The organism is Marinifilum breve (genome assembly GCF_003202155.1).
Lineage (GTDB): Bacteria > Bacteroidota > Bacteroidia > Bacteroidales > Marinifilaceae > Marinifilum > Marinifilum breve.
In genome coordinates this window covers 90,200-110,888 of the sequence record NZ_QFLI01000015.1, presented here as the reverse complement: position 1 = coordinate 110,888, position 20,689 = coordinate 90,200, and the positions used below count along the sequence as shown (strand labels likewise).

Here is a 20,689-nt window from a genome sequence, read left to right as displayed (position 1 = left end):
AAAATTAGAGGAAGAATATCCAAAGTTACAAATTGCTAAAATTGATGAGATTTTGGCAGAACAACAAAGACAGGCTGAAGAAGCTGCAAGATTGGCAGCAGAGAAGAAAGCATTGGATGAGAAATATGCTTCATTAATTACTTTGGCCAATTCACAATTTGAATCAAAAGATTATAGCTCTGCGAAAACCTCTTATTCGGATGCTTTGAAATTGAAAGCAACGGAGCAATATCCAAAATCACAGATTGTAAAAATTGAAGAGTTGTTGGCAGAACAGCAACGACAGGCTGATGAAGCAGCAAGGTTAGCTGCAGAAAAGAAAGCTTTGGATGAGAAGTATGCTTCATTGATCAGCTTGGCAGATTCTCAATTTGAAACAAAAGATTATAGCTCAGCGAAAACCTCTTATTCAGAAGCTTTGGCATTGAAAGCAACGGAGCAATATCCAAAATCACAGATTGTAAAAATTGAAGAGTTGTTGGCAGAACAGCAAAGGCAGGCTGAAGAAGCAGCAAGGTTAGCTGCAGAAAAGAAAGCTTTGGATGAGAAGTATGCTTCATTGATCAGCTTGGCAGATTCTCAATTCGAATCCAAAGATTATACAGGTGCGAAAACATCATATTCGGATGCTTTGGCATTGAAAGGGGAGGAAGAATATCCAAAGTCGCAGATTGTAAAAATTGATGAGTTGTTGGCAGAACAGCAAAGACAAACAGAAGAAGCTGCAAGATTAGCTGCAGAACAGCAACGACAAGCAGCAGAACAAAAAGCATTGGATGAGAAGTATGCCTCTATCATTTCTATGGCAGATTCTCAGTTCGAATCCAAAGGTTATGCAATTGCGAAAAGTTCTTATTCAGATGCATTGGCATTGAAAGCAGAGGAGCAATATCCAAAATCACAGATTGTAAAAATTGATGATTTGCTGGCGAAACAGAAAAGACAGGAAGAGGAATCTGCACGCTTGGCCGCAGAACAGACAGCCTTTGACGAGAAATATGATTCCGTGATTGCTATGGCAGACTCTCAATTTGAAAATCAGGAATTCAATTTGTCGCGTGAAAGCTATAAAGACGCTCTAAATATGAAACCTGCTGAGCTTTATCCAAGGGAACAATTAAAGAAGATTTCGGAAATATTTACTGAGCAAGAACGAAAAGCAGAAGAGGAGGCGAAATTATTGGCTCAAAAACAATTGAATGAAAACAAGTATCTGAAATTGATTAAATCTGCAGATGAATATTTTGAATCTGAGAAGTGGAATTCTGCATCAAAAGATTATCATGGAGCATTGAAGCTAAAACCAGAAGAGCAATATCCACAAAGTAAAATTGATGAAATTGAAGCAATTTTAGCTGAATTGGAAAGAAAAGCGAATGCAAAATCAGAACTGAAAACTCAGTATGACAAACTAATTGAAATAGCGGATAAGCAATTTACCAATGAGGAATATGATTTTGCAGTATTGAAATATCAGGAGGCTTTAGATTTAATGCCAAAAGAGTCGTATCCAAAAACTCAAATCAAGAGAATTGAAGTGATTCTAGAGCGAAGAGCAATAGCGGAAAGAAAACAACAGGAGTTGAATTTAAGATATAGTGAGGAGTTAGAGAAGGCAGAGGATTTCTTTAAAAAGGAGCAGTTCAGTGTTGCCAGACATCATTACAAAGCAGCATTGGAAATTAAGCCTAAGGAAGAATATCCAAAAGAGAAGTTGGAGGAAATCAATGAAAGATTACAGGCATTAAAAAATGCAGAGCAAGAAGCCATTGCAAACAATCCAACCAACTTTGAGAAGAAACTTTCTATCATCAAAGAAAGAGAATATGCAGATTTGATTCAAAAGGCAGACAATGCTTTTCAAACCTCTCAATACACAGTTTCGAAAGTGATGTATGAAAGAGCCTTGAGCATGTTTGATAGAGAATATCCAAAGAAACAATTGAAGGAAATTGACAAATTAATTCGAGATGGGAAGAATTCTGCTTTATCGGAAGAATACAAACAACTAATTGCAAAAGGAGACAAGGAGTTGTCTGCGAATCATTATTCGGTGGCCAAATTTTATTACAATAAGGCCATAGCTCTGAACAAAAAGGAGAAATATCCTAAAAATCAACTGAAGAAGATTGATGAGTTGTTGAAATCGAATAAAAACCAGAAGTTGAATAAAGAGTATGCTGAAACCATTGAAAAAGCTGATTCTGCCTTTGATAAAGGAAACTTAACGGTAGCTAGATTTTATTACAAGAAAGCACTTCAATTAAAATCAGGTGAAGATTATCCAAAAGAAAGGCTTAAAATGATTCAATCTAAACGAAGCAAAAAGTAATTTTGTATTTTATTCTATTTAAGAACACAGTATGGCATTAAACTATCTCTTTATTTTCTTTTTTCTGATCGCCTTTGTAGTAGGTTTAATCAAGCTTATTTTCTGGGGAGACTTGGATGTATTCCCGGCAATGATCGATTCAACTTTTAGCATGGCTAAAACAGGATTCGATATTTCACTAGGATTAACTGGTGTGTTAACCCTATGGTTAGGAATCATGAAAATAGGGGAGAATGGAGGCATTGTAAGAGTATTTTCCAGATTGATAGGACCATTCTTTAACAAGCTGTTCCCTGAATTGCCTAAAGGTCATCCGGCTCATGGATCAATCATGATGAATTTGGCGGCCAATATGCTGGGTTTGGATAATGCAGCTACACCCCTTGGTTTAAAGGCCATGAAAGAAATGCAAGAAGCTAACCCCGATAAGGACAAGGCTTCTAATGCTCAAATCATGTTCTTGGTTCTTAATACCTCGGGACTGACGATTATTCCAATATCTATCATGGTATATCGTGCTCAATTGGGAGCAGCGAACCCATCGGATATATTTATCCCAATATTACTGGCTACCTATTTTTCTACCATTGCAGGTTTAATCAGTGTATCAATCGTGCAAAAAATCAAATTGTGGGACCGAACCATATTGTCTTATTTGGGAGGATTGACTGCCATCATTATAGGAATCATAGCATATTTCTCTAGTCTGGAAAAAGAACAAATCACAACAGTTTCAACGGTCGTAAGTAATGTGTTCCTGTTTGGGATAATTATTTCATTTATTCTACTGGCAGCTAAAAATAAGGTGAATGTATATGAAAGCTTCATCGATGGTGCCAAAGAGGGATTCAATATTGCAGTGAAGATCATACCGTATTTGATTGCCATATTGGTTGCAATTGGTGTTTTCAGAGCATCAGGAACAATGGACCTTTTGGTGGAAGGCATGAGAAGACTTTGTTTGTTGCTTTCGGTAGATCCTGATTTTGTTGAAGCCCTACCGACGGCCATGATGAAACCATTGAGTGGAAGTGGAGCAAGAGGTATGATGGTGGATGCAATGACCACTCATGGGGCAGACAGCTTTGTGGGAAGATTGGCATCCACTTTGCAGGGAGCAACCGATACAACTTTTTATATTATTGCAGTTTATTTTGGTGCGGTTGGTATCAAGAATACAAGATATGCGGTTACTTGTGGTTTAATTGCTGATTTTGCAGGAATTATTGCAGCCATATTAATTGCTTATTTGTTCTTTCATTAGAAAATGATTTGACTTACTTTTGTTGCTCTAAAAAATAAAAAGCATGATTACATTTAAAATAGATACAGAATACATCGAATTGATTAAGCTTCTAAAAGCAACTCGAGTGAGTGAAAGTGGGGCGCAAGCAAAAATATTTGTAGAAGACGGAATTGTGATGCGAAATGGTGAAGTGGAAACCAGAAAGCGTGCAAAGATTCGTCCTGGAGATAAAATTGAGATATTCGATGAGGTAATTATCGTAGAGTAATATCTCAAACTGATATAAAAAAAAGCGCAAGAACCATTTAAGTTCTTGCGCTTTTTTTTAGCTAAAGGCCTATAGCCAAAAGCTAAAAACCATTAATAGAATTCAAGAAAGTTCTTCACTGAATCCAGATAATATTCCTTCCAACCTTCTACAATCTCTTCATAAGCATCAGCTGGAATATTTGTATGTGTTAATTCAATACGAGTATCTTTTCCTGCTTTTTTCAAGATCATGCTAACAATTGATGGGTTTTCAGTTTCTCCAAAAAACCATTCCTGAACGATCTTATAATCTTTAACCATCTCTAAATTACATCCCGAGATATCTCCTTCCCAAAGAGAAAAAACAGTTCCAACTTTATCATCCATTGTGGCAGGATATCCAGTCCACAATTCAATCTGAAAAGAATTGGTTAAAGCATTATAAACTTCTTCCTGGCTTGCGCTAATATTAAATTGATAGGTAAAATCTTTCATGAGTTTCTGATTTGTGAATGCAAAATTAACTCAAAATGCTAACAATTCCTTTAGTTAATTGTAATTAATTCTAAAGGGCTTAAAAGTCCGGGAATCGGTAGCAAATACAGACTTGTCAGATTTAAAGAGCTTTGCGAATTTATAAAATCAATATGCTGATAAAAAATTGTAATGTAGAGATTACAAAATATTTAATCTTAAACAAGTCTAAATAAGAATAAAATTTTATATTTGTATCGATACATTTAAATATGAGTATAAATATTAAACGATAAGTTATATGTCTAGCTTTGAAATTCTAATGCCCAAGATGGGTGAGAGTGTGCAAGAGGCTACTATCACAAAAATGTTCGTGAAACTAAACGATCAGGTGGAAGAAGATGATGTGCTTTTTGAAATTGCAACAGACAAAGTTGATTCTGAAATACCTTCTCCCGTTGAAGGGAAAATAGTTGAAATTCGCTTCAAAGAGGATGATTTGGTTCCTGTTGGAGAAGTTGTTGCAGTAATTGCAATGGGTGATGCAGATGATGTTGCAGATAGTCCTGTTGAAGAACAAAGTGCCAAGGAAGAGGTTCTTGTCGAAGAAACTGTTGTAGAAGAGGTTGTAGATGATTTTAAATCAGAAAGTGGTCGCTTTTATTCTCCATTGGTGAAGAGTATTGCGAAAAATGAAAATATTTCCATTCAAGAATTAGATTCGATTCAAGGAAAGGGTAAGGATGGTAGAGTACAAAAGCAAGATGTATTAAATTACTTGTCTCAGAGAAATGGATCGGTTACTGCTCCTGTTGAACAAGCGATGCAAGAAGTACAAGCTCCAAAACCAGCGGCACAGCAAATTGAAAAGCCAAAAGTATCCATGTCAGTTGGAGCTCAGGATCAGATTGTGGAGATGGATCGTATGAGAAGAATTATTGCGGATCATATGGTAATGTCGAAGCAAACATCACCACATGTTACTGCCATGGTTGAAGCTGATGTTACCGATATGGTGAATTGGAGAAGTAAAGTAAAAGATGAGTTCTTTAAGAAAGAGAAGACCAAATTGACTTTCATGCCAATTATTATTGAAGCAGTTGCCAAGGCATTAAGAGAGTTCCCAGGAATTAATGCATCGGTGGATGGTTACAATGTAATCCTTAAGAAAGATATAAATATTGGTGTTGCAGTTGCATTGCCAAGTAACAACCTAATTGTGCCGGTAATTAAAAATGCTGATCACAAGAACCTGATTGGTTTGGCAAATGACATGAACCAGCTGGCAGATGATGCAAGAAATAATAATCTAAACCCGGATGACATTCAAGGTGGAACATTCACCATTTCGAACTTTGGATCGTTTAAGAATGTAATGGGTACGCCAATTATTAACCAGCCACAGGTAGCGATACTTGCTGTAGGTACCATTGAAAAGAAACCGGCGGTAATGGAAACTCCGGCAGGAGATGTTATTGTGCCGCGCCAAAAGATGTTCCTGTCTCTATCATACGATCACAGAGTTGTAGATGGAGCTTTAGGAGGAGCATTCCTAAGAAAAATTGCAGACTACCTTGAAGAATTTGATATCAACAGATCTATTTAATTATGGAAACATTAGAATTAACCTCAGTTGAGAAAGAAAAGAATAAGAAGATGACCGAGACGAAAAAATTTAGCATTAAGAACACTTCGAAAGAATTGTTGGGTCGTTGGTATCATTTAATGACTCTAGGTAGAGCATTAGACGAAAAAGCACCTAACTATCTGAAGCAGGCGATTGGATGGTCATATCATGCACCTTATGCAGGACATGATGGAATTCAGTTGGCCATTGGTCAGGTGTTCGACAAAGAAACAGATCATTTGTTCCCTTATTATAGAGATATGCTTACCTCAATTTCAGCTGGATTAACAGCCGAAGAGGTAATCTTTAACGGAATTTCGAAAGATACAGATGTTGCAGGTGGTGGACGACACATGTCGAATCACTTTGCAAAACCAGAGTGGAACATTCACAATGTATCATCATGTACGGGAAACCATACACTGCATGCAGTAGGTGTTGGTCGTGCCATGAAGAAGTACAAGCATGAAGGTGTGGTGTTTAGTTCACAGGGAGAATCATCGGTATCGGAAGGATATGTGTACGAAGCCATTAATGGAGCAACCAATGAGCAATTACCTGTTGTATTTGTTTTCCAGGATAATGGGTATGGAATTTCAGTTCCTAAGAAAGATCAAACTGCAAACCGTAAGGTAGCAGACAACTTCCGAGGAATGAAATACCTGAAAATCATTCACTGTAATGGTAAAGATGTGTTTGATTCGATGAACGCAGTTTTGGAAGCCAAAGAATATGCATTGGCAAATTCAACTCCTGTAATTGTACAGGCCAACTGTGTGAGAATGGGTTCACACTCGAACTCAGATCGTCATGAGCTGTATCGCGATAACGCAGAATTGAACTATGTACAGGAATATGACCCATTGGCTAAGTACCGCAGAATGTTGGTTCGCTACAAGCGATTTACCGAAGAGGAACTTCAGGCCATTGAGGCAGAGGTGAAGCAGGAAGTTAAAAAAGCGCACAAAGCAGGTTTAACTGCACCAGATCCAGATCCGGCATCTATCTATGATTTCGTATTGCCTGAGGCTTATGTGTCAGAAAAGTATCCGGAAGGAACACATGACTTTACAGGAAATGAGAAAAAGCTGATTGAAGGTTTGAACGAAACCCTGAAAGCAGAATTCCGACACAATCCAGACACATACATTTGGGGACAGGATATCGCCAACAAAGACAAAGGTGGAATCTTTAACGTTTCGAAAGGAATGCAGCAGGAGTTTGGTAAGGAAAGAGTATTTAATGCTCCGATTGCCGAAGACTTTATCATGGGAACAGCCAATGGTATGAGCCGTTTCAACGATAAGATCAGAGTTGTAGTTGAAGGTGCTGAGTTTGCGGATTACTTCTGGCCGGCAATGGAACAGTTCGTGGATACGACACACGATTACTGGAGATCGAAAGGTCAGTTCTCGCCAAACATTACCGTTCGTTTGGCATCAGGTGGATACATTGGTGGAGGATTGTATCACTCACAAAATATTGAGGGTGCTTTAACAACTTTCCCTGGTGTTCGAATTGTTTACCCATCTTATGCCGATGATGCAGCAGGATTGCTAAGAACCAGTATGCGTTCGAGAGGTATGACGGTATTCATGGAACCAAAGGCTCTTTACAACGATCCTAAGGCAGCCACTCCGGTACCTGAAGATTTCGAAGTACCTTTTGGTAAGGCACGCATAAGAAGAGATGGTTCTGATTTGACAATCGTTACTTACGGAAACACCACTCACATGTGTGTTGAAGTTGCAGATAAACTGGCAGAAGAATCAGGCAAGCAGGTGGAAGTTATCGATCTTCGTTCCTTAATTCCTTTGGATAAAGAAACGGTATTGAAATCGGTAGGGAAAACCAATAAAGTACTTGTTGTTCACGAAGACAAAGTATTCTCAGGATTTGGAGCAGAAATCTCAGCAATGATTACTGAAGAGGCATTTGAAAAGTTAGATGCGCCAGTAAAACGTGTGGGATCAACATTTACTCCTGTAGGATTTAATAGAATTCTGGAAAGAGCGATTCTTCCAAACAACGATAAGATTTACGCAGCAGTCAAAGATCTGTTGGAATATTAGAAAGTAAAAGAGTAAAAAAGTGAAAGAGTAAAAAAGTCTTCATGAAAAACTCTACGAGTAGAAGCTATTAAATGATTTCACTCTTATTCAATATTATTAATTTACGGAGCTGTATATAGTCTTGAGACTTGCTACTCTGTACTTGATACTTTTAAAGATGAAAAAAATAGGATTATTCTATAGTTTCAATACAATAAAGACAGCGAAGAATGCAGAGAAAATTAAGAATGCATTTGGTGATGCTGCAGATATCGACAATGTAAATGTTGAAGAAATAGACGAGGAAACATTCCTTAGCTACGACAATATGGTATTGGGTGTTCCTACCTGGTTCGATGGAGAATTGCCAAACTATTGGGATGAATTCATGCCAGCCATTGAAGACCTGAAACTGAAAGGCAAAACAGTTGCTTTGTTTGGATTGGGTGATCAGGTTGGGTATCCAGAGAATTTTGTGGATGCGATTGGAATTCTTGCCAATGCTCTGGAAGAAAGAGGAGCCAAAGTGATTGGATTGACATCAACAGAAGGCTTCACATTCGAACGATCAGCAGCTTTGCGTGATGGAAAATTCTTAGGTCTTGCACTGGATATCGAAAATCAGGCAGCATTGAGCAACGATAGAATCAAAGATTGGGTTGAACAATTGAAAGGAGAGTTCAACTAGCAATGAACAATTAAGAATTATCAATTAACAGTGAACGGTAAATAGTTATCAATATTTTGGTGGCTTGATCAGATAAAAAGAGGTGCTTGATGTGCCTCTTTTGTTTTTTATAGCTTGTACCTCATTCCCTTTTAAGGAAACGCTCTTAAGGAGAAGGAATAATAAGAATTAACGACAACTGAAACATTTAGCAGTTGCCAATTCCCTCTCCTAGAGGAGAGGGCTAGGGTGAGGTGCCAGTATGATAAATTAATTAGAATCATTATAAATCCATTACAGTACAAAAAGCAATGGAATCTAGAATGCTGAAAAATTTATAGATTTACCGATACTTATGCACGACATTACAATCATACTACAAAACAGATCGTACAAAGGTCTTTACGAATGCTGGATTTGTTGATACAGCAACACCTCTCCATCTCTACACAGAGATAGATTAGCCTTGTATGGCTAATTCCCAACTTATAGAATATAAAATACAGTGGGTAATCAATAAAATTGCAAACAAGAAGAGTGCTTTTATTATTTATTGCCTAAACGATGCTTTGCTCAAGCCGCATGGCTTTTACTTTCTCCATTGATGAGAAAGTAAACAAAGAATCTAGGGCGTGTAAGCTCAAACTATTTATACTTGAAAACTTTAAGTGCGGCGAGGTGATCTTCGAACAAGTTCTCAGCTTCCTCGTCTTACTAAAAACTTTTCCGCGTCTAATTAGCGTGACCTTCCAATGCCCACAATGGTTACTGGAACAAAGTAAAGATCGATAATGATAAACTTAAAGAATTAGCTATTCTAAATTATACAGAGCCAAAAATAGAAACTAAGACTTACAAAGAATAAAACAGATGAACAAACTAACATTACTATTACTTGCCTTTTTGTGCGTATTTGGTGTGCAGGCACAAAAAAGCTTTCAGTTGGAAGATATCACCAACAAAGGAACATTCTATGCCCGATCGGTTTATGGATTAAGATCGATGAAAAGTGGCGCAAGCTATACGGTATTAAAGCAGGGACAAAAAATTGAGCAATATGCTTATGCTACCGGTGAAATGGAAGAGGTAATTTTCGATTTGAAGGCCTTGAGCAAGGAGGACATCAAAAGAATTGATGGTTACCAATTCTCGGCAGACGAAAGAAAAATCTTGATTACAACGAATCGTGAAGACATCTATCGTCATTCATTCTCGGCAGAGTTTTTTGTGTATGACAGAGACAAGAAAACACTGGAAAAACTATCGGAAGGAAGACAGCAATTGGCAGATTTCTCTCCATCAGGAGAAATGGTGTGTTTCTTTAGAAAGAACAATCTGTTCGTTAAGGATTTGAAATCTGGAAAAGAGACACAGTTTACTTTCGATGGAAAATACAATCACATTATTAATGGTGCGCCAGACTGGGTATACGAAGAGGAGTTCTCGTTTTGGCAGGCATACCAATGGTCGCCTGATGGCAAAAGAATTGCCTACATGCGCTTTGATGAGAGTGAAGTGAAACAGTTTAATATGACTGTGTTTAAGGGGATGAATCCTGAAAAGAAAGCAAACGCACTTTATCCTGAAAACTATACTTTCAAATACCCAAAAGCGGGAGAGAAGAATTCGGTAGTAAGCGTGCATGTTTACGATTTGGAAAGCAAGAAAACCACTACGGTTGATGTGGGAGAAGAAAGCGATCAGTACATTCCAAGAATCAAGTGGACACAAGATCCGAAGGTTTTGAGTTTGGTGAGAATGAATCGTCATCAGAATCATTACGAGTTGTTGCTGGCAAATGCTGATAACGGACAAACCAACTTGTTGTACGAAGAAAAGAACAAGGCTTGGGTTGATGTGAATGATGATTTGACTTTTTTGAAGGACAACAAACACTTTATTGTAACCAGCGAGAAATCGGGATTCAACCACATCTATTTGTACAATATGGATGGTGAATTGGTTCGCCAGGTAACCAAAGGCGATTGGGAAGTGAGCAAGTACCTTGGATATGATGAAGACAAGAAATTGTTCTATTACCAGGCTGCAGCGGTTTCTCCATTGCAAAGAGAAATCTACTCGATAGATATCAAAGGAAAGAAAACCCATAAATTGAGTGAGCAGGAGGGTACAAACTCTGCGAACTTCAGCAAGGGATTCAAATACTTCATCAACTACTATTCGGCCAATGGAGTGCCAACCGTAGTTACACTGCACAATGCCATAGGCAAGTTGATTCGTACCTTGGAAGATAACAAAGATTTGAAAAAGAGGTTGCAGGAGTACGAGATTCCAAAGCGTGAGTTCTTCTCCTTCGAAACATCGGAAGGTGTGAAGTTGAATGCCTGGATGATGAAGCCGGTAGGTTTTGATAAGAACAAGGAATATCCTGCATTGTTGCACTTTTATGGCGGACCAGGATCGCAAAAGGTGTTGGATCGTTACCAGTTCGATTGGTTGGAGTATTTGGCACAGGAAGGTTTTGTGGTTGTGGTAGTGGATAACCGTGGAACTGGCGGACGCGGAGAGGCATTCAAGAAATGTACCTACATGCAGATTCAGAACCTGGAAGCCATCGACTTGATTGAAACCGGAAAGTACATGGCAAAGCAGTCATTCATTGCTGCCGATAAAATTGGTGTGTATGGATGGAGTTTTGGCGGACAAATGTCTTCGCTTTGTATGTTCCGCGGAGCAGATGTGTTTGCAGCAGGAATCGCGGTGGCACCGGTAACTACCTACCGTTATTACGATAGCATTTACTCGGAACGTTACCTGAGAACACCACAGGAAAATCCGGAAGGATACGATGATTATGCACCAATCAATTTTGCAGATCAGTTAAAAGGAAAGTTCCTGTTGATTCACGGAACATCGGATGATAATGTTCATGTACAGAATACTTTGGAATTGTCGGAGGTGTTGGTACAGCACAACAAGAAATTCGAGATGTTCTTGTATACCAATCGTAATCATGGCATTTACGGGGGACAAACCAGATTGCATTTGTTTACCAAGATGGTGGATTTTTTGAAGGAAAACTTGTAACAATTAGCAATTAACAATGATCAATTAAGAATTATCAGTTACCAATATTGGAATTGTTGGTAGATCAGATAAAAGGGGGGAAGGGGCGCTTGATGCGCCTCTTTTTTTTTGTGCTTGTTTCTAGAATGATTACCTCATCCCCCTGTCGGGACCTTCTCCACAAGGAGAAGGAATTTAAAATTTGAGGATAGTATATATATGCAGCAGCCCTTTCCCTCTCCTCAAGGAGAGGATTGAGGTGAGGTGACTTGAAATGGATTATATCGAATTGACCCAATGAACAAAAAATACCTCATTCTATCTTTCTTCCCGATTAATCGGGACAGGCTCTTAAGGAGAAAAGAACACGTGATGTAAAAAAATAGAAATGCATTAGTACAATATAATTAAATTGCCTGAAGGGCATACATCATTCTAGCCCAGGGGAAGGGAGAGAATGCGACCGCCGCCCTGGGTTAATAGCACCGCCATGAAATCGTCGCAACTGCAAATCTTAATAGGTCTGGAATAATAACTGCGACGAAATAAAATTGGGATTTAATTTGTCCTCACTCTAAAAAAAATACTTCCGCCTCTAACCTTCTCCTTAGTTTGAAAACACTAATACCTCGCATAGTTACGAACGGATGTATTTATCTGATAAACAAGCAAAATTAAAATATTACTAACGCTTTTATTTGGAAATTAAAGACATAATTCTCTAAATTAATCTAACAATTCAACCAAGAAACTACTAAAGTAGTAAAGCATAAGTGAAATAGATTCTACTACATACTTTAAATACAGAAAAGACCATCGGGTCGAAGTATTTTACATTTGCTGAATGACTCCCTCGATATCGAATGGCAACGGTACTTTGCAGTTAACAAAACTTAAGCTCCTATTTATTGGACCTGCATGATCTGCACATTGGTGTAAATGCGCAAGAAATAGAAGAATACACTTCCATAGAGCAGGAAAACCAAAAATTACCAGAGGTAAACCCTTCCGGAATGGAAATAGGAAGTCCATAAGTGGAAATAGATCCTCCGAGAACAGAAATAGATCCAACAAAAAAGGAAATAGACTTTACGGAAATGAAAATAAATCGAACCAGAATGGAAGAAAATCAATCCAGAATGGAAGAAAATCAATCCAGAATGGAAGAAAATCGATTCAGAATGAAAGAAAATCGATTCAGAATGAAGGAAAATCAATTCAGAATGAAAGAAAATCGATTGGGAATGGAAGAAAATCCATTGGGATTGAAGGAAAATTGATTGGGAATGGAAGAAAATTGATTGGGAATGAAGGAAATTCGATTGGGATTGAAAGAAATTCGATTGGGATTGAAGGTAATTCGATCGGGATTGAATGAAAATCAATTCAGAATGGAAACTAACCCATTCCGATCATTGGCAAATGGAAGAAGTCAGCTGCTGATTCGAAAAATGTGTAAGGAATTAAAAACGAAACAATTGACTATTGTCTTGCCTAAACTTTAAAGCTGCCAAGTAATTGGTGGCTTTTTGTTTGGGATGTATATAGATGTGAAAGATGGTACGATAAATAGTTTACAAATTTATTAATTATTTATAATGAATCTATGTATTATTAGGATAGATAGATTGATAGGGAATGGTTAAATTAGAGCTTGCTTATTGCTAAGCGTTACATGATTTGTTTCTTGCAAAAAGAAAAATGGAGTTTTATTAGGAAATCCCACATAAAGACCTGTGTGTTAATAATAAAAAGAAATGAGTAGGTAGGGGGTGTAACGTGCATTGTACTTTAGCTATACGTTGTGTGGCATTAGAAAGAACAAAATAGAACAACTAAAAAATAATTATTGAACTATGAGTTGGGAAAACGGATTACCAAAATGGACTACTAATATCTTTGTCAATGGACCGATTGAAGTTGATAAAGAAATATCATTCCGCAGTAGAAAAGATATCGAGTTTGGAGATCCTTTGTATTCCAATGTTAAAATTAAAAAGGATAGAGATGGAATTAAGTTATCTGTTAACTCATTTGCACCAGATATTGAATTTGGAAAAAAAGCTGCATTAATATTTAGTGGATTAGCTCTTGATGTTTTAAGTGTAAAAACGAAATGTCCACTTTATGTAAGTATTCATGAGCAAAGACCAAGATACAGCTTCAATGAATATGAAATTCTAAGGACAGTAACTGAAGAAGAATGGAAGTTTGCCTTCCAAGAAGCGAGACTTCTGACATTAACAGAATCGACATTTTTAAGAGCTTTAGGCTGGTATAGAAAAGGCTTGAATAGTGATGATCCTTTTGATAAGTTTCTTGCATTTTGGAATTCAATAGAAGTCGTTGCAGGTAAGTATCATACACCTACTGAAAGAACAACTCAAGGAGTTAAAAATCAGATTTGGCAATGTTTTTTAGACCTTTGGGGAGAATGTGAAAATTGGAAAATTATTGCAGGACAAACAGATTGGATCGATAAAAATTACGAAGACCGTAAAAATGTAGCGCATGGAATTATTTCAATTGATGTTGCCTCAATAGAAGAAGTATCGAATAAGCTAAATGTAATTGAAAAACTTGCAAATATATTCTTAGTTGAATGGAGAATTAACAAACTTAATCCAGAGAGTCAGATAACAGAAGAAATTCAAGGGAAACTTGACGAACGGGATTGGATTAAAATAGAATAACGCCACACAACAATGGTTCATAAAGCATAGCTTGCCGCAGGCACAACACAAGCTACGCTTCATAGTCTCGAATATTAGCAACAAGGCAACGAACGATATTACAACATAAATAAGTAATGGAAAACAAAAGAATAAAATTCACAGAAAATCAAAAGTTGCATTTATTTGCGGAAGTGAATGCTGTATGTCCACTTTGCCCAAGCTTATTAATGTATGAGAAAAAGGGCAAAAAGGAAAAGGAATTTGAAATAGCTCATATTTATCCTTTAAACCCAAAGCCTGATGAGAAAATTTTACTAGAAAATGAAGAAAAGTTAAGTACCGACCCAAATCATCTTGATAATCTAATTTGTTTATGTGTTAGTTGTCATACAAAATTTGATAAACCAAGAACGGTTGAAGAATACAGGGATTTGATATTAGTTAAGAAAAAACTGATTTCTCAGTTTAATGAAAAAGAACTTTGGAAAAATTCAAAAGTTGAAGATGAGATATACCAAATAATTAATTTTTTATCGGAAAATGATTTGAATTTAATGGATAACATTGAACTAAATTACGACCCTAAGAAAATTGATGATAAAACGGATGATTCAATAACTTTCCTTACTAAAAGATTAATCAAACTTAATGTTCAGGATTATTATCATTTAATCAAGGAGAAGTTTTCTGAAATTGATTTAGAAATACCGTTAACTACAGAAACAATTTCATCACAAATAAAATCTCATTATCTGACTCTTAGAAAACAAAATGTTAATTCCACTCAAAAGATGATTTTTGATGGTATGGTTTCCTGGTTATATAAAATGACCAATCAAACTTCATTTGCTGCATCAGAGATTATAATATCCTATTTTGTACAAAACTGCGAGGTATTCGAATGATTTATCCAAATAAACATATTAGGCTTGAAGATTCAATCATATTCAAGATGATTGAAATACTTGAAACAGGCAGCGAAAAAGAAATTGGAATACATGAATTGTATTCAAAGACAAAAAAGAAATTTAAAAACATTGATGAATTCATTTTTTCCCTAGATGTTTTATATATCATGGATATGATAACTATGGATTTTGACAACGAAATTATCAAATATGCTAAAAGAGATTAAATGTGATAAGTTCATTGAAAGCCCTATTATATTTGGTAAGGGATTGAATGTAGTTTTAGGAGATAACTTTTCTACGAATTCAATAGGGAAATCAATGTTTCTTATGATTACAGACTTTGTATTCGGTGGGAATAGTTATTCTACAATTGATTCAGGTGCTCAAAAGAATATCGGTCATCAAACATTTTATTTTAAATTTGAGTTTAAGCATGATTCGAAATATTATTCACGCAACACAGAAAATCCAGAAATAATAACGGTATGCGACAAGGATTATAATGCTCTTTCAGAAATTGATAAAGCAGAATATACATCTCAATTAAAAATGGATTATGAGATTGATTGCAGTCTTTCTTTTCGGCAAATAGTAAATCCCTTTTCTCGAATATGGGGAAAAGAGAATTACAATGTTAATGAGCCTTTGCGCAATTCTATAAAAGAATCTCCTTCTGCACCTGTTGTGAATATTATTAAATTATTTAAGTTATATCAAACGCTTGAAGAGTTAAATAATGAAATAAAAACTAAAGTAGAATCAAAAAGGATTCTGAATGGTGCCCAAAAAAAGGAATACATTGCTAAAACAACAAAAACGGAATTCAAAAAGAACGCCCTAGAGATTGAACGTATTAATCAAGAAATCGCTGACATCAAAAATAATCTTCTAAAATATACGGTTAATATAGAAGAGTTGACTAGCAAAGAATTGATAGAGCTTAAAACTCAAAAAAGTAGATTATTAAAGAGTCAAAGCTTAATTCTAAATAAGATTAAAAGGCTTGATTTAAACTTGAGTAGTAAGAGTGTTAAAAGTAAATATTTCACAAAGCTTTCTACCTTTTTTGAGAACCCTAATGAGGAGAAAATAAATGAAATTGAAAGTTTTCACAATAAAATTTCTAAAATATTGGAAAGGGAACTTTTGGCAGCAAAGGCAGTTTTAGTTACAGAAAATGAGGGTTTTCAAGCTGAACTAAAAAAACTAGATTTAAAAATAGCGGCATTACTTGAAAATGTAAATAGTCCAAAGTTTATCGTTGATAAGATTTATGAACTTACAATAGAAGCCAGCAAATTAAATACAGCAAATAAGTTCTATGAAGAGAAACAGGGTGTTGCAAAGAGTATAAAAGACTTAAATGAAAACCTTGATGATACTATTGCTGACATCCTTAAAGAAATTGAAGAAAAGATTAATGGAGAGCTAATTAGAATAAACAACGAAATTCATCCTGGAAAAAAGAAAATACCTGTTTTTAAGTTAAATCGTAAATCATATTCATTTGACCACTCGGGCAATACGGGGACAGGTAAGTCATTTGCCGACTTGATAGAATTTGATTTATCAATACTCAAGCTAACTGAATTGCCATTTGTAATTCATGATAGTGTGCTATTTAAAAACATTGAGGACATGTCAATTGATAAAATCATAGAACAATATCAAATCTTCGATAAACAGATATTTATGGCATTAGATGGTATTAATAAATTTGATGACGCGACACAAAGCATATTGAAGGATAAAGCTGTGTTAAGTTTAACTGAAGAAAGAAAACTATTTAATAAAGACTGGAGATAAAGGCCCCCGCTAGCGCGAGCTTTGCAGCTCGTGCTTTGTGAAAGCAAAAACTAGCAATTACAACGAAAGATTGTAAACATGAGAATTCTATCACAATTCATACTCCTATTGATCCTAAGTTTATTATTCTCTTGTCAGAATAAAGCAAGTCAGGAAAAGGAAGCAGAACCCATGCCCAAATTAATTGACTTTCAGCTTGACAAGTATGAGAGTATCATTGATGAAAAAGTTAGTCAGTATAAGAGTCAATCAAGGGTTAAAGAAAATCCACTGATTGTGTTGGATGGTAAGCCGTATCGATATGATGATTTGAAAAAAGAAAAGACACTTAAAGTGTACGCAGATACAATAGTAAGCATTGGTTCTTTGCCATGGGAAACGGGTAAGGCTTTGTATGGTAATCGTGCTGAAGATGGGGTGATCATCATATCAACAACAAGGTGAAAATTTAATGAGTATTACAGCAAGTAGTTATATGTTAAACATGTGTATGGTTCCGCTAGGTGGCAACACTTGATGCTCTCACTCAAAGTGAGGGTATCAATATATAATGAATGAGAGCCTCACTTGAAGTGAGATCCTCATGGTACATGCAAGATGAATCTCTCTGCTGGTGCGAGTATTTTATTTGAGTCCTATTGAAGAGTTTCTAAAATTAAAACAAAAAGAATGGAATTAGTAACGTACAAAAAATTTAAAACAGAGGAAGAAGCAATTCCATTGCTTGAAATTTTAAAATTGAATGTGATTCCCTATGAGACCGAAAATATTGCATCGGCTGTAGATATTACGTTTACAGGGGGAACGGAACTGGAAGATAAAATTGCAATAAAACTGAAAGTGGCGGACTTTGAAAGAGTAGATGCATTGTTTCATAAAATAGCCGTTGACAACCTGAATTTGGTAGACAAAGAACATTACCTGTTTGACTTTACAAATGAGGAGCTTTATGACGTTTTGGAAAACTACAACGAATGGAGCAAGACGGATTTTTTATTGGCACAAAAACTTCTAAATGATAGAGGGCAAGCAGTTTCGAATGAGGAAGTTCAAGAATTAAGAAACAAAAAGATAGAGAAGCTACGACAAGCAGAAAAAGGTCATAGAGGGTGGTTGATATTTGGTTTCATTAGTGCAGTTTTCGGTGGGATTCTAGGTATTTTTATTGGTTATCATCATTTTAAATTCAAGAAAACCATTCCAACTGGAGAAAGAGTGTATGCTTACGACGTACAAACAAGAAAAAAAGGACTTCAGATTTTCTATGTTGGTGTTGTAGCATTTGTTTTTTGGCTATTTGTTTGGTTTTTGGATTTGAAATAGAGCTATCTGCAATCCTTATGAGATGAATGTTTTGGTTTCGCTAAATGGAAACACTTGATGCTCTCACTCAAAGTGAGGGTATCAATATATAATGAATGAGAGCCTCACTTGAAGTGAGACCCTCATGGTACATGCAGGATGAATCCCTCTGCTGGAAATTTCTAAAATAAAACCACACGAGAGGACTTGTGTAGTAGCGAGGAGTAACTGTAGTTTAAGTGAACGAATATAACTATGAACTAAATATGAATTCAAAAATCACAAGTTATGAAGTATACAATCATATTATTGATAGTCATTTTAGTAATAGGCTGTGGCGATTATTATAAAAATAGAGTTGAACCACTTGAGATTAATGGAGTTGTTTTAGAAAAGTATCGTGATAAGAATAGGGATTATCCACGTTTGATAATAAATAACAATAATAGTGAGATTTTGTTGACTTTATATGATTACGAAACAAGTGGCTTATGGAATTATTTACAAAAGGGTGATAGTATATACAAAAGTAAAGGAGAACTGGTGTTTTTTGTGAGTAGGAATGGAACAAAGAAGAAATTTACTTTGCAATATTAGTTGTATTTACCCCCCCGCTAGCGCAAACTTGCAGCTCGTGCTTTGCGAAAGCAAAAGGGATCACATGAAAGCATCTAAACCAAGAATAGAAAAGTTTTAATTACTGCCAAGGCAGAGTACGAGTTGCAAACTCGCATTAGCAAGAGATGTTTTACATTGGGCAAGTTCAGAATTGCAAACTAGAACCAGCTAGGATAAATGAATAAAAATTAAATAATCAGTACACAATGGAAAAGAAGGTATTCTTAGCATTTATTGGAATTATTTTATCATTTGCAGGCATCAGGGCGCAAAGCACTGCTGATTTGTATAGCAAAGACATCAAGGCTAAAAACTTGAAAGAGCATGTTTACATTTTAGCATCGGATTCGTGTGCTGGTAGAGATGTCGGAACATTGGGAATTAAAATTGCTCGAGACTATATTGTTTCTCAGTGGGAAGAGAATGCCGTGCTTCGAAGCTATTTTGAAGAGACTTGGCTACAAGCTTTCCCCTTGCTCACATTTGAAGAGAGAACACCTCGATTGCAAAGCAAGAATACAAAGTTTTTCTCAGATCAAGACTTTATGTATTCAGGCATGCTTGATCGCTTCGATAAAGAACTTCCGCTGGTATTTGCCGGATATGGAAGAGAGGAAGACTACAAAAACCTAGATGTAAAAGGAAAGGCGGTATTTACATTGAGTGGTAACCTGAGGGCAGCAGTGAGAAATGCCAGAATCGCTAAAGAAAATGGTGCTGAACTAACATTAGTAGCCAATCCGAAAAGCAGCAATCAATTTGAAAGCATTGTCTTGCAATTCGAAGATTTTAGCAAATTCAAGAACTACAGATTGGTTAATGAAGTTGCCATAGATAGTTTTATGGTAGATATGCCAAGCTACAGGTATATGACCCTTAGCTCGAAAAGTGTAAAGAAACTAACAGGTAAAAACTTACAGTATTGGAAGAATAAAGCCATAGAAGGAAATGAGCCGATAGGGGAAATCAAATTTGTGGTTGAACCATTGAAAGCGGATACCATTATTGAGAATAATGTTGTGGCTTATATACCGGGAAGCAATGCAAATGAGTCGATTGTTGTTGGTGCTCACTATGATCATTTGGGCACGGTAGATGGTAAAATATACAATGGTGCTGATGACAATGCTTCGGGGGTATCAGCATTGATAGAACTTTCGAAAGCATTTGCGAAAGCTTATCAGGATGGGTACAAGCCTGAGAAGAATATCATATTTGCGGCATTCTCGGCAGAAGAAGGTGGGATATGGGGCTCGAAGTATTTTGCGGATCAGCTTGAAAACAAAGAGCAGGTAAAGCTGATGATCAATATCGATATGATCGGACGTGCGGATTATCATCATGAGAATGATCCGGGCTACTTCTATTTTATTGGGAAACATTTGGCAGATTCTCTTTATACCCAAGAGAAGCAGCTAAGTAAAAAGTACAAGCTAACTTCTAACTATTCAGCAATTACCGATTATTCGGATAATAAATCATTCTCGGACATCGGAATCCCAAGCATTTTCTTTTTCGATGGTAAAAATCATGACTTGCACAAGCCAACGGATACAGCCAATAAGGTCAATTACAAAAGGATGGAGAAAATCAGCAGAATGATTTTTGAAACCATATGGCGAAATGCGGCTGTTGGTAAGAATTAGAATACAAATGTTTTGATGCTCTTAATCAGAGTGAGGGTAACCATATATAATGAATGAG

Annotated in this window: 19 protein-coding genes; 18 read left to right on the top strand and 1 reads right to left on the bottom strand. The window is 36.3% G+C overall.

Features of this window, described 5'->3' with window-relative positions:
* From DF185_RS23660 to DF185_RS22325, 3 genes are all read left to right on the top strand, one after another.
* Positions 1–2,332: hypothetical protein (locus tag DF185_RS23660; RefSeq protein ID WP_207784729.1), on the top strand; the 2,332-nt coding region annotated here is incomplete at its 5' end.
* Positions 2,333–2,363: 31 nt separating this feature from the next.
* Positions 2,364–3,596 (top strand): nucleoside recognition domain-containing protein, encoded by a 1,233-nt coding sequence (locus DF185_RS22330; protein ID WP_110363873.1) that lies wholly within the window; start codon positions 2,364–2,366, stop codon positions 3,594–3,596.
* A 43-nt stretch (positions 3,597–3,639) separates the two neighbouring features.
* A complete protein-coding gene (locus tag DF185_RS22325) occupies positions 3,640–3,846 on the top strand; it encodes an RNA-binding S4 domain-containing protein (RefSeq protein ID WP_110363871.1) in 207 nt (68 codons plus the stop codon).
* A 92-nt stretch (positions 3,847–3,938) separates the two neighbouring features.
* Here DF185_RS22325 and DF185_RS22320 read toward each other — a convergent pair whose 3' ends face one another.
* Positions 3,939–4,322 (bottom strand): SRPBCC domain-containing protein, encoded by a 384-nt coding sequence (locus DF185_RS22320; protein ID WP_110363869.1) that lies wholly within the window; start codon positions 4,320–4,322, stop codon positions 3,939–3,941.
* Between the two features lie 280 nt (positions 4,323–4,602).
* Here DF185_RS22320 and DF185_RS22315 point away from each other — a divergent pair, with 280 nt between their 5' ends.
* The 15 genes from DF185_RS22315 to DF185_RS22245 all read left to right on the top strand — a co-directional run bounded on the left by DF185_RS22315 (position 4,603) and on the right by DF185_RS22245 (position 20,631).
* On the top strand, positions 4,603–5,907 hold the full coding sequence (locus tag DF185_RS22315; RefSeq protein WP_110363867.1) for a dihydrolipoamide acetyltransferase family protein: 1,305 nt from the start codon (positions 4,603–4,605) through the stop codon (positions 5,905–5,907).
* A 2-nt stretch (positions 5,908–5,909) separates the two neighbouring features.
* Positions 5,910–8,000, top strand: a complete 2,091-nt coding sequence (locus DF185_RS22310) for an alpha-ketoacid dehydrogenase subunit alpha/beta (protein WP_243421816.1) — start codon at positions 5,910–5,912, stop codon at positions 7,998–8,000.
* 157 nt (positions 8,001–8,157) lie between these two features.
* Entirely contained in the window at positions 8,158–8,667 is a 510-nt protein-coding gene (locus DF185_RS22305; RefSeq protein ID WP_110363865.1) for a flavodoxin, read from the top strand.
* An 849-nt stretch (positions 8,668–9,516) separates the two neighbouring features.
* A complete protein-coding gene (locus DF185_RS22295; RefSeq protein WP_110363861.1) occupies positions 9,517–11,694 on the top strand; it encodes a S9 family peptidase in 2,178 nt (725 codons plus the stop codon).
* Positions 11,695–12,581: 887 nt separating this feature from the next.
* Complete coding sequence (locus DF185_RS24090) at positions 12,582–12,707, top strand: hypothetical protein (protein WP_262510000.1); 126 nt, start codon at positions 12,582–12,584, stop codon at positions 12,705–12,707.
* A 63-nt stretch (positions 12,708–12,770) separates the two neighbouring features.
* A complete protein-coding gene (locus DF185_RS22290; RefSeq protein ID WP_133250129.1) occupies positions 12,771–12,953 on the top strand; it encodes a hypothetical protein in 183 nt (60 codons plus the stop codon).
* 27 nt (positions 12,954–12,980) lie between these two features.
* Positions 12,981–13,178 (top strand): hypothetical protein, encoded by a 198-nt coding sequence (locus tag DF185_RS22285; protein ID WP_110363857.1) that lies wholly within the window; start codon positions 12,981–12,983, stop codon positions 13,176–13,178.
* 351 nt (positions 13,179–13,529) lie between these two features.
* The gene (mauJ, locus tag DF185_RS22280) at positions 13,530–14,366 is read left to right on the top strand and encodes a methylamine utilization protein MauJ (RefSeq protein ID WP_110363855.1); all 837 of its coding nucleotides are present in this window, start codon (positions 13,530–13,532) and stop codon (positions 14,364–14,366) included.
* A 116-nt stretch (positions 14,367–14,482) separates the two neighbouring features.
* A complete protein-coding gene (locus tag DF185_RS22275; protein ID WP_110363853.1) occupies positions 14,483–15,253 on the top strand; it encodes an ABC-three component system protein in 771 nt (256 codons plus the stop codon).
* Positions 15,250–15,483, top strand: a complete 234-nt coding sequence (locus tag DF185_RS22270) for an ABC-three component system middle component 7 (RefSeq protein ID WP_110363851.1) — start codon at positions 15,250–15,252, stop codon at positions 15,481–15,483. Before DF185_RS22275 ends, DF185_RS22270 begins: the two co-directional genes overlap by 4 nt.
* The gene (locus DF185_RS22265; protein WP_110363849.1) at positions 15,467–17,065 is read left to right on the top strand and encodes a DUF2326 domain-containing protein; all 1,599 of its coding nucleotides are present in this window, start codon (positions 15,467–15,469) and stop codon (positions 17,063–17,065) included. The genes DF185_RS22270 and DF185_RS22265 overlap by 17 nt, the downstream gene beginning before the upstream one ends.
* Before the next feature lie 78 nt (positions 17,066–17,143).
* Positions 17,144–17,509: a hypothetical protein gene (locus DF185_RS22260; protein ID WP_110363847.1), complete on the top strand. Its 366-nt coding sequence runs from the start codon at positions 17,144–17,146 to the stop codon at positions 17,507–17,509.
* Between the two features lie 225 nt (positions 17,510–17,734).
* Entirely contained in the window at positions 17,735–18,388 is a 654-nt protein-coding gene (locus tag DF185_RS22255) for a hypothetical protein (RefSeq protein ID WP_110363845.1), read from the top strand.
* A gap of 267 nt (positions 18,389–18,655) precedes the next feature.
* Positions 18,656–18,964: a hypothetical protein gene (locus DF185_RS22250; RefSeq protein WP_110363843.1), complete on the top strand. Its 309-nt coding sequence runs from the start codon at positions 18,656–18,658 to the stop codon at positions 18,962–18,964.
* 227 nt (positions 18,965–19,191) lie between these two features.
* The gene (locus DF185_RS22245) at positions 19,192–20,631 is read left to right on the top strand and encodes a M20/M25/M40 family metallo-hydrolase (protein ID WP_110363841.1); all 1,440 of its coding nucleotides are present in this window, start codon (positions 19,192–19,194) and stop codon (positions 20,629–20,631) included.
* The last annotated feature ends 58 nt before the right edge of the window (positions 20,632–20,689 follow it).

Excerpts from the sequence above, each read along its gene's own strand:
- DF185_RS22330 (WP_110363873.1), top strand. The coding sequence starts at position 2,364 with ATGGCATTAAACTATCTCTTTATTTTCTTTTTTCTGATCGCCTTTGTA.
- DF185_RS22325 (WP_110363871.1), top strand. The coding sequence starts at position 3,640 with ATGATTACATTTAAAATAGATACAGAATACATCGAATTGATTAAGCTT.
- DF185_RS22320 (WP_110363869.1), bottom strand. The coding sequence starts at position 4,322 with ATGAAAGATTTTACCTATCAATTTAATATTAGCGCAAGCCAGGAAGAA.
- DF185_RS22315 (WP_110363867.1), top strand. The coding sequence starts at position 4,603 with ATGTCTAGCTTTGAAATTCTAATGCCCAAGATGGGTGAGAGTGTGCAA.
- DF185_RS22310 (WP_243421816.1), top strand. The coding sequence starts at position 5,910 with ATGGAAACATTAGAATTAACCTCAGTTGAGAAAGAAAAGAATAAGAAG.
- DF185_RS22305 (WP_110363865.1), top strand. The coding sequence starts at position 8,158 with ATGAAAAAAATAGGATTATTCTATAGTTTCAATACAATAAAGACAGCG.
- DF185_RS22295 (WP_110363861.1), top strand. The coding sequence starts at position 9,517 with ATGAACAAACTAACATTACTATTACTTGCCTTTTTGTGCGTATTTGGT.
- DF185_RS22290 (WP_133250129.1), top strand. The coding sequence starts at position 12,771 with ATGAAAATAAATCGAACCAGAATGGAAGAAAATCAATCCAGAATGGAA.
- DF185_RS22285 (WP_110363857.1), top strand. The coding sequence starts at position 12,981 with ATGAAGGAAATTCGATTGGGATTGAAAGAAATTCGATTGGGATTGAAG.
- mauJ (WP_110363855.1), top strand. The coding sequence starts at position 13,530 with ATGAGTTGGGAAAACGGATTACCAAAATGGACTACTAATATCTTTGTC.
- DF185_RS22275 (WP_110363853.1), top strand. The coding sequence starts at position 14,483 with ATGGAAAACAAAAGAATAAAATTCACAGAAAATCAAAAGTTGCATTTA.
- DF185_RS22270 (WP_110363851.1), top strand. The coding sequence starts at position 15,250 with ATGATTTATCCAAATAAACATATTAGGCTTGAAGATTCAATCATATTC.
- DF185_RS22265 (WP_110363849.1), top strand. The coding sequence starts at position 15,467 with ATGCTAAAAGAGATTAAATGTGATAAGTTCATTGAAAGCCCTATTATA.
- DF185_RS22260 (WP_110363847.1), top strand. The coding sequence starts at position 17,144 with ATGAGAATTCTATCACAATTCATACTCCTATTGATCCTAAGTTTATTA.
- DF185_RS22255 (WP_110363845.1), top strand. The coding sequence starts at position 17,735 with ATGGAATTAGTAACGTACAAAAAATTTAAAACAGAGGAAGAAGCAATT.
- DF185_RS22250 (WP_110363843.1), top strand. The coding sequence starts at position 18,656 with ATGAAGTATACAATCATATTATTGATAGTCATTTTAGTAATAGGCTGT.
- DF185_RS22245 (WP_110363841.1), top strand. The coding sequence starts at position 19,192 with ATGGAAAAGAAGGTATTCTTAGCATTTATTGGAATTATTTTATCATTT.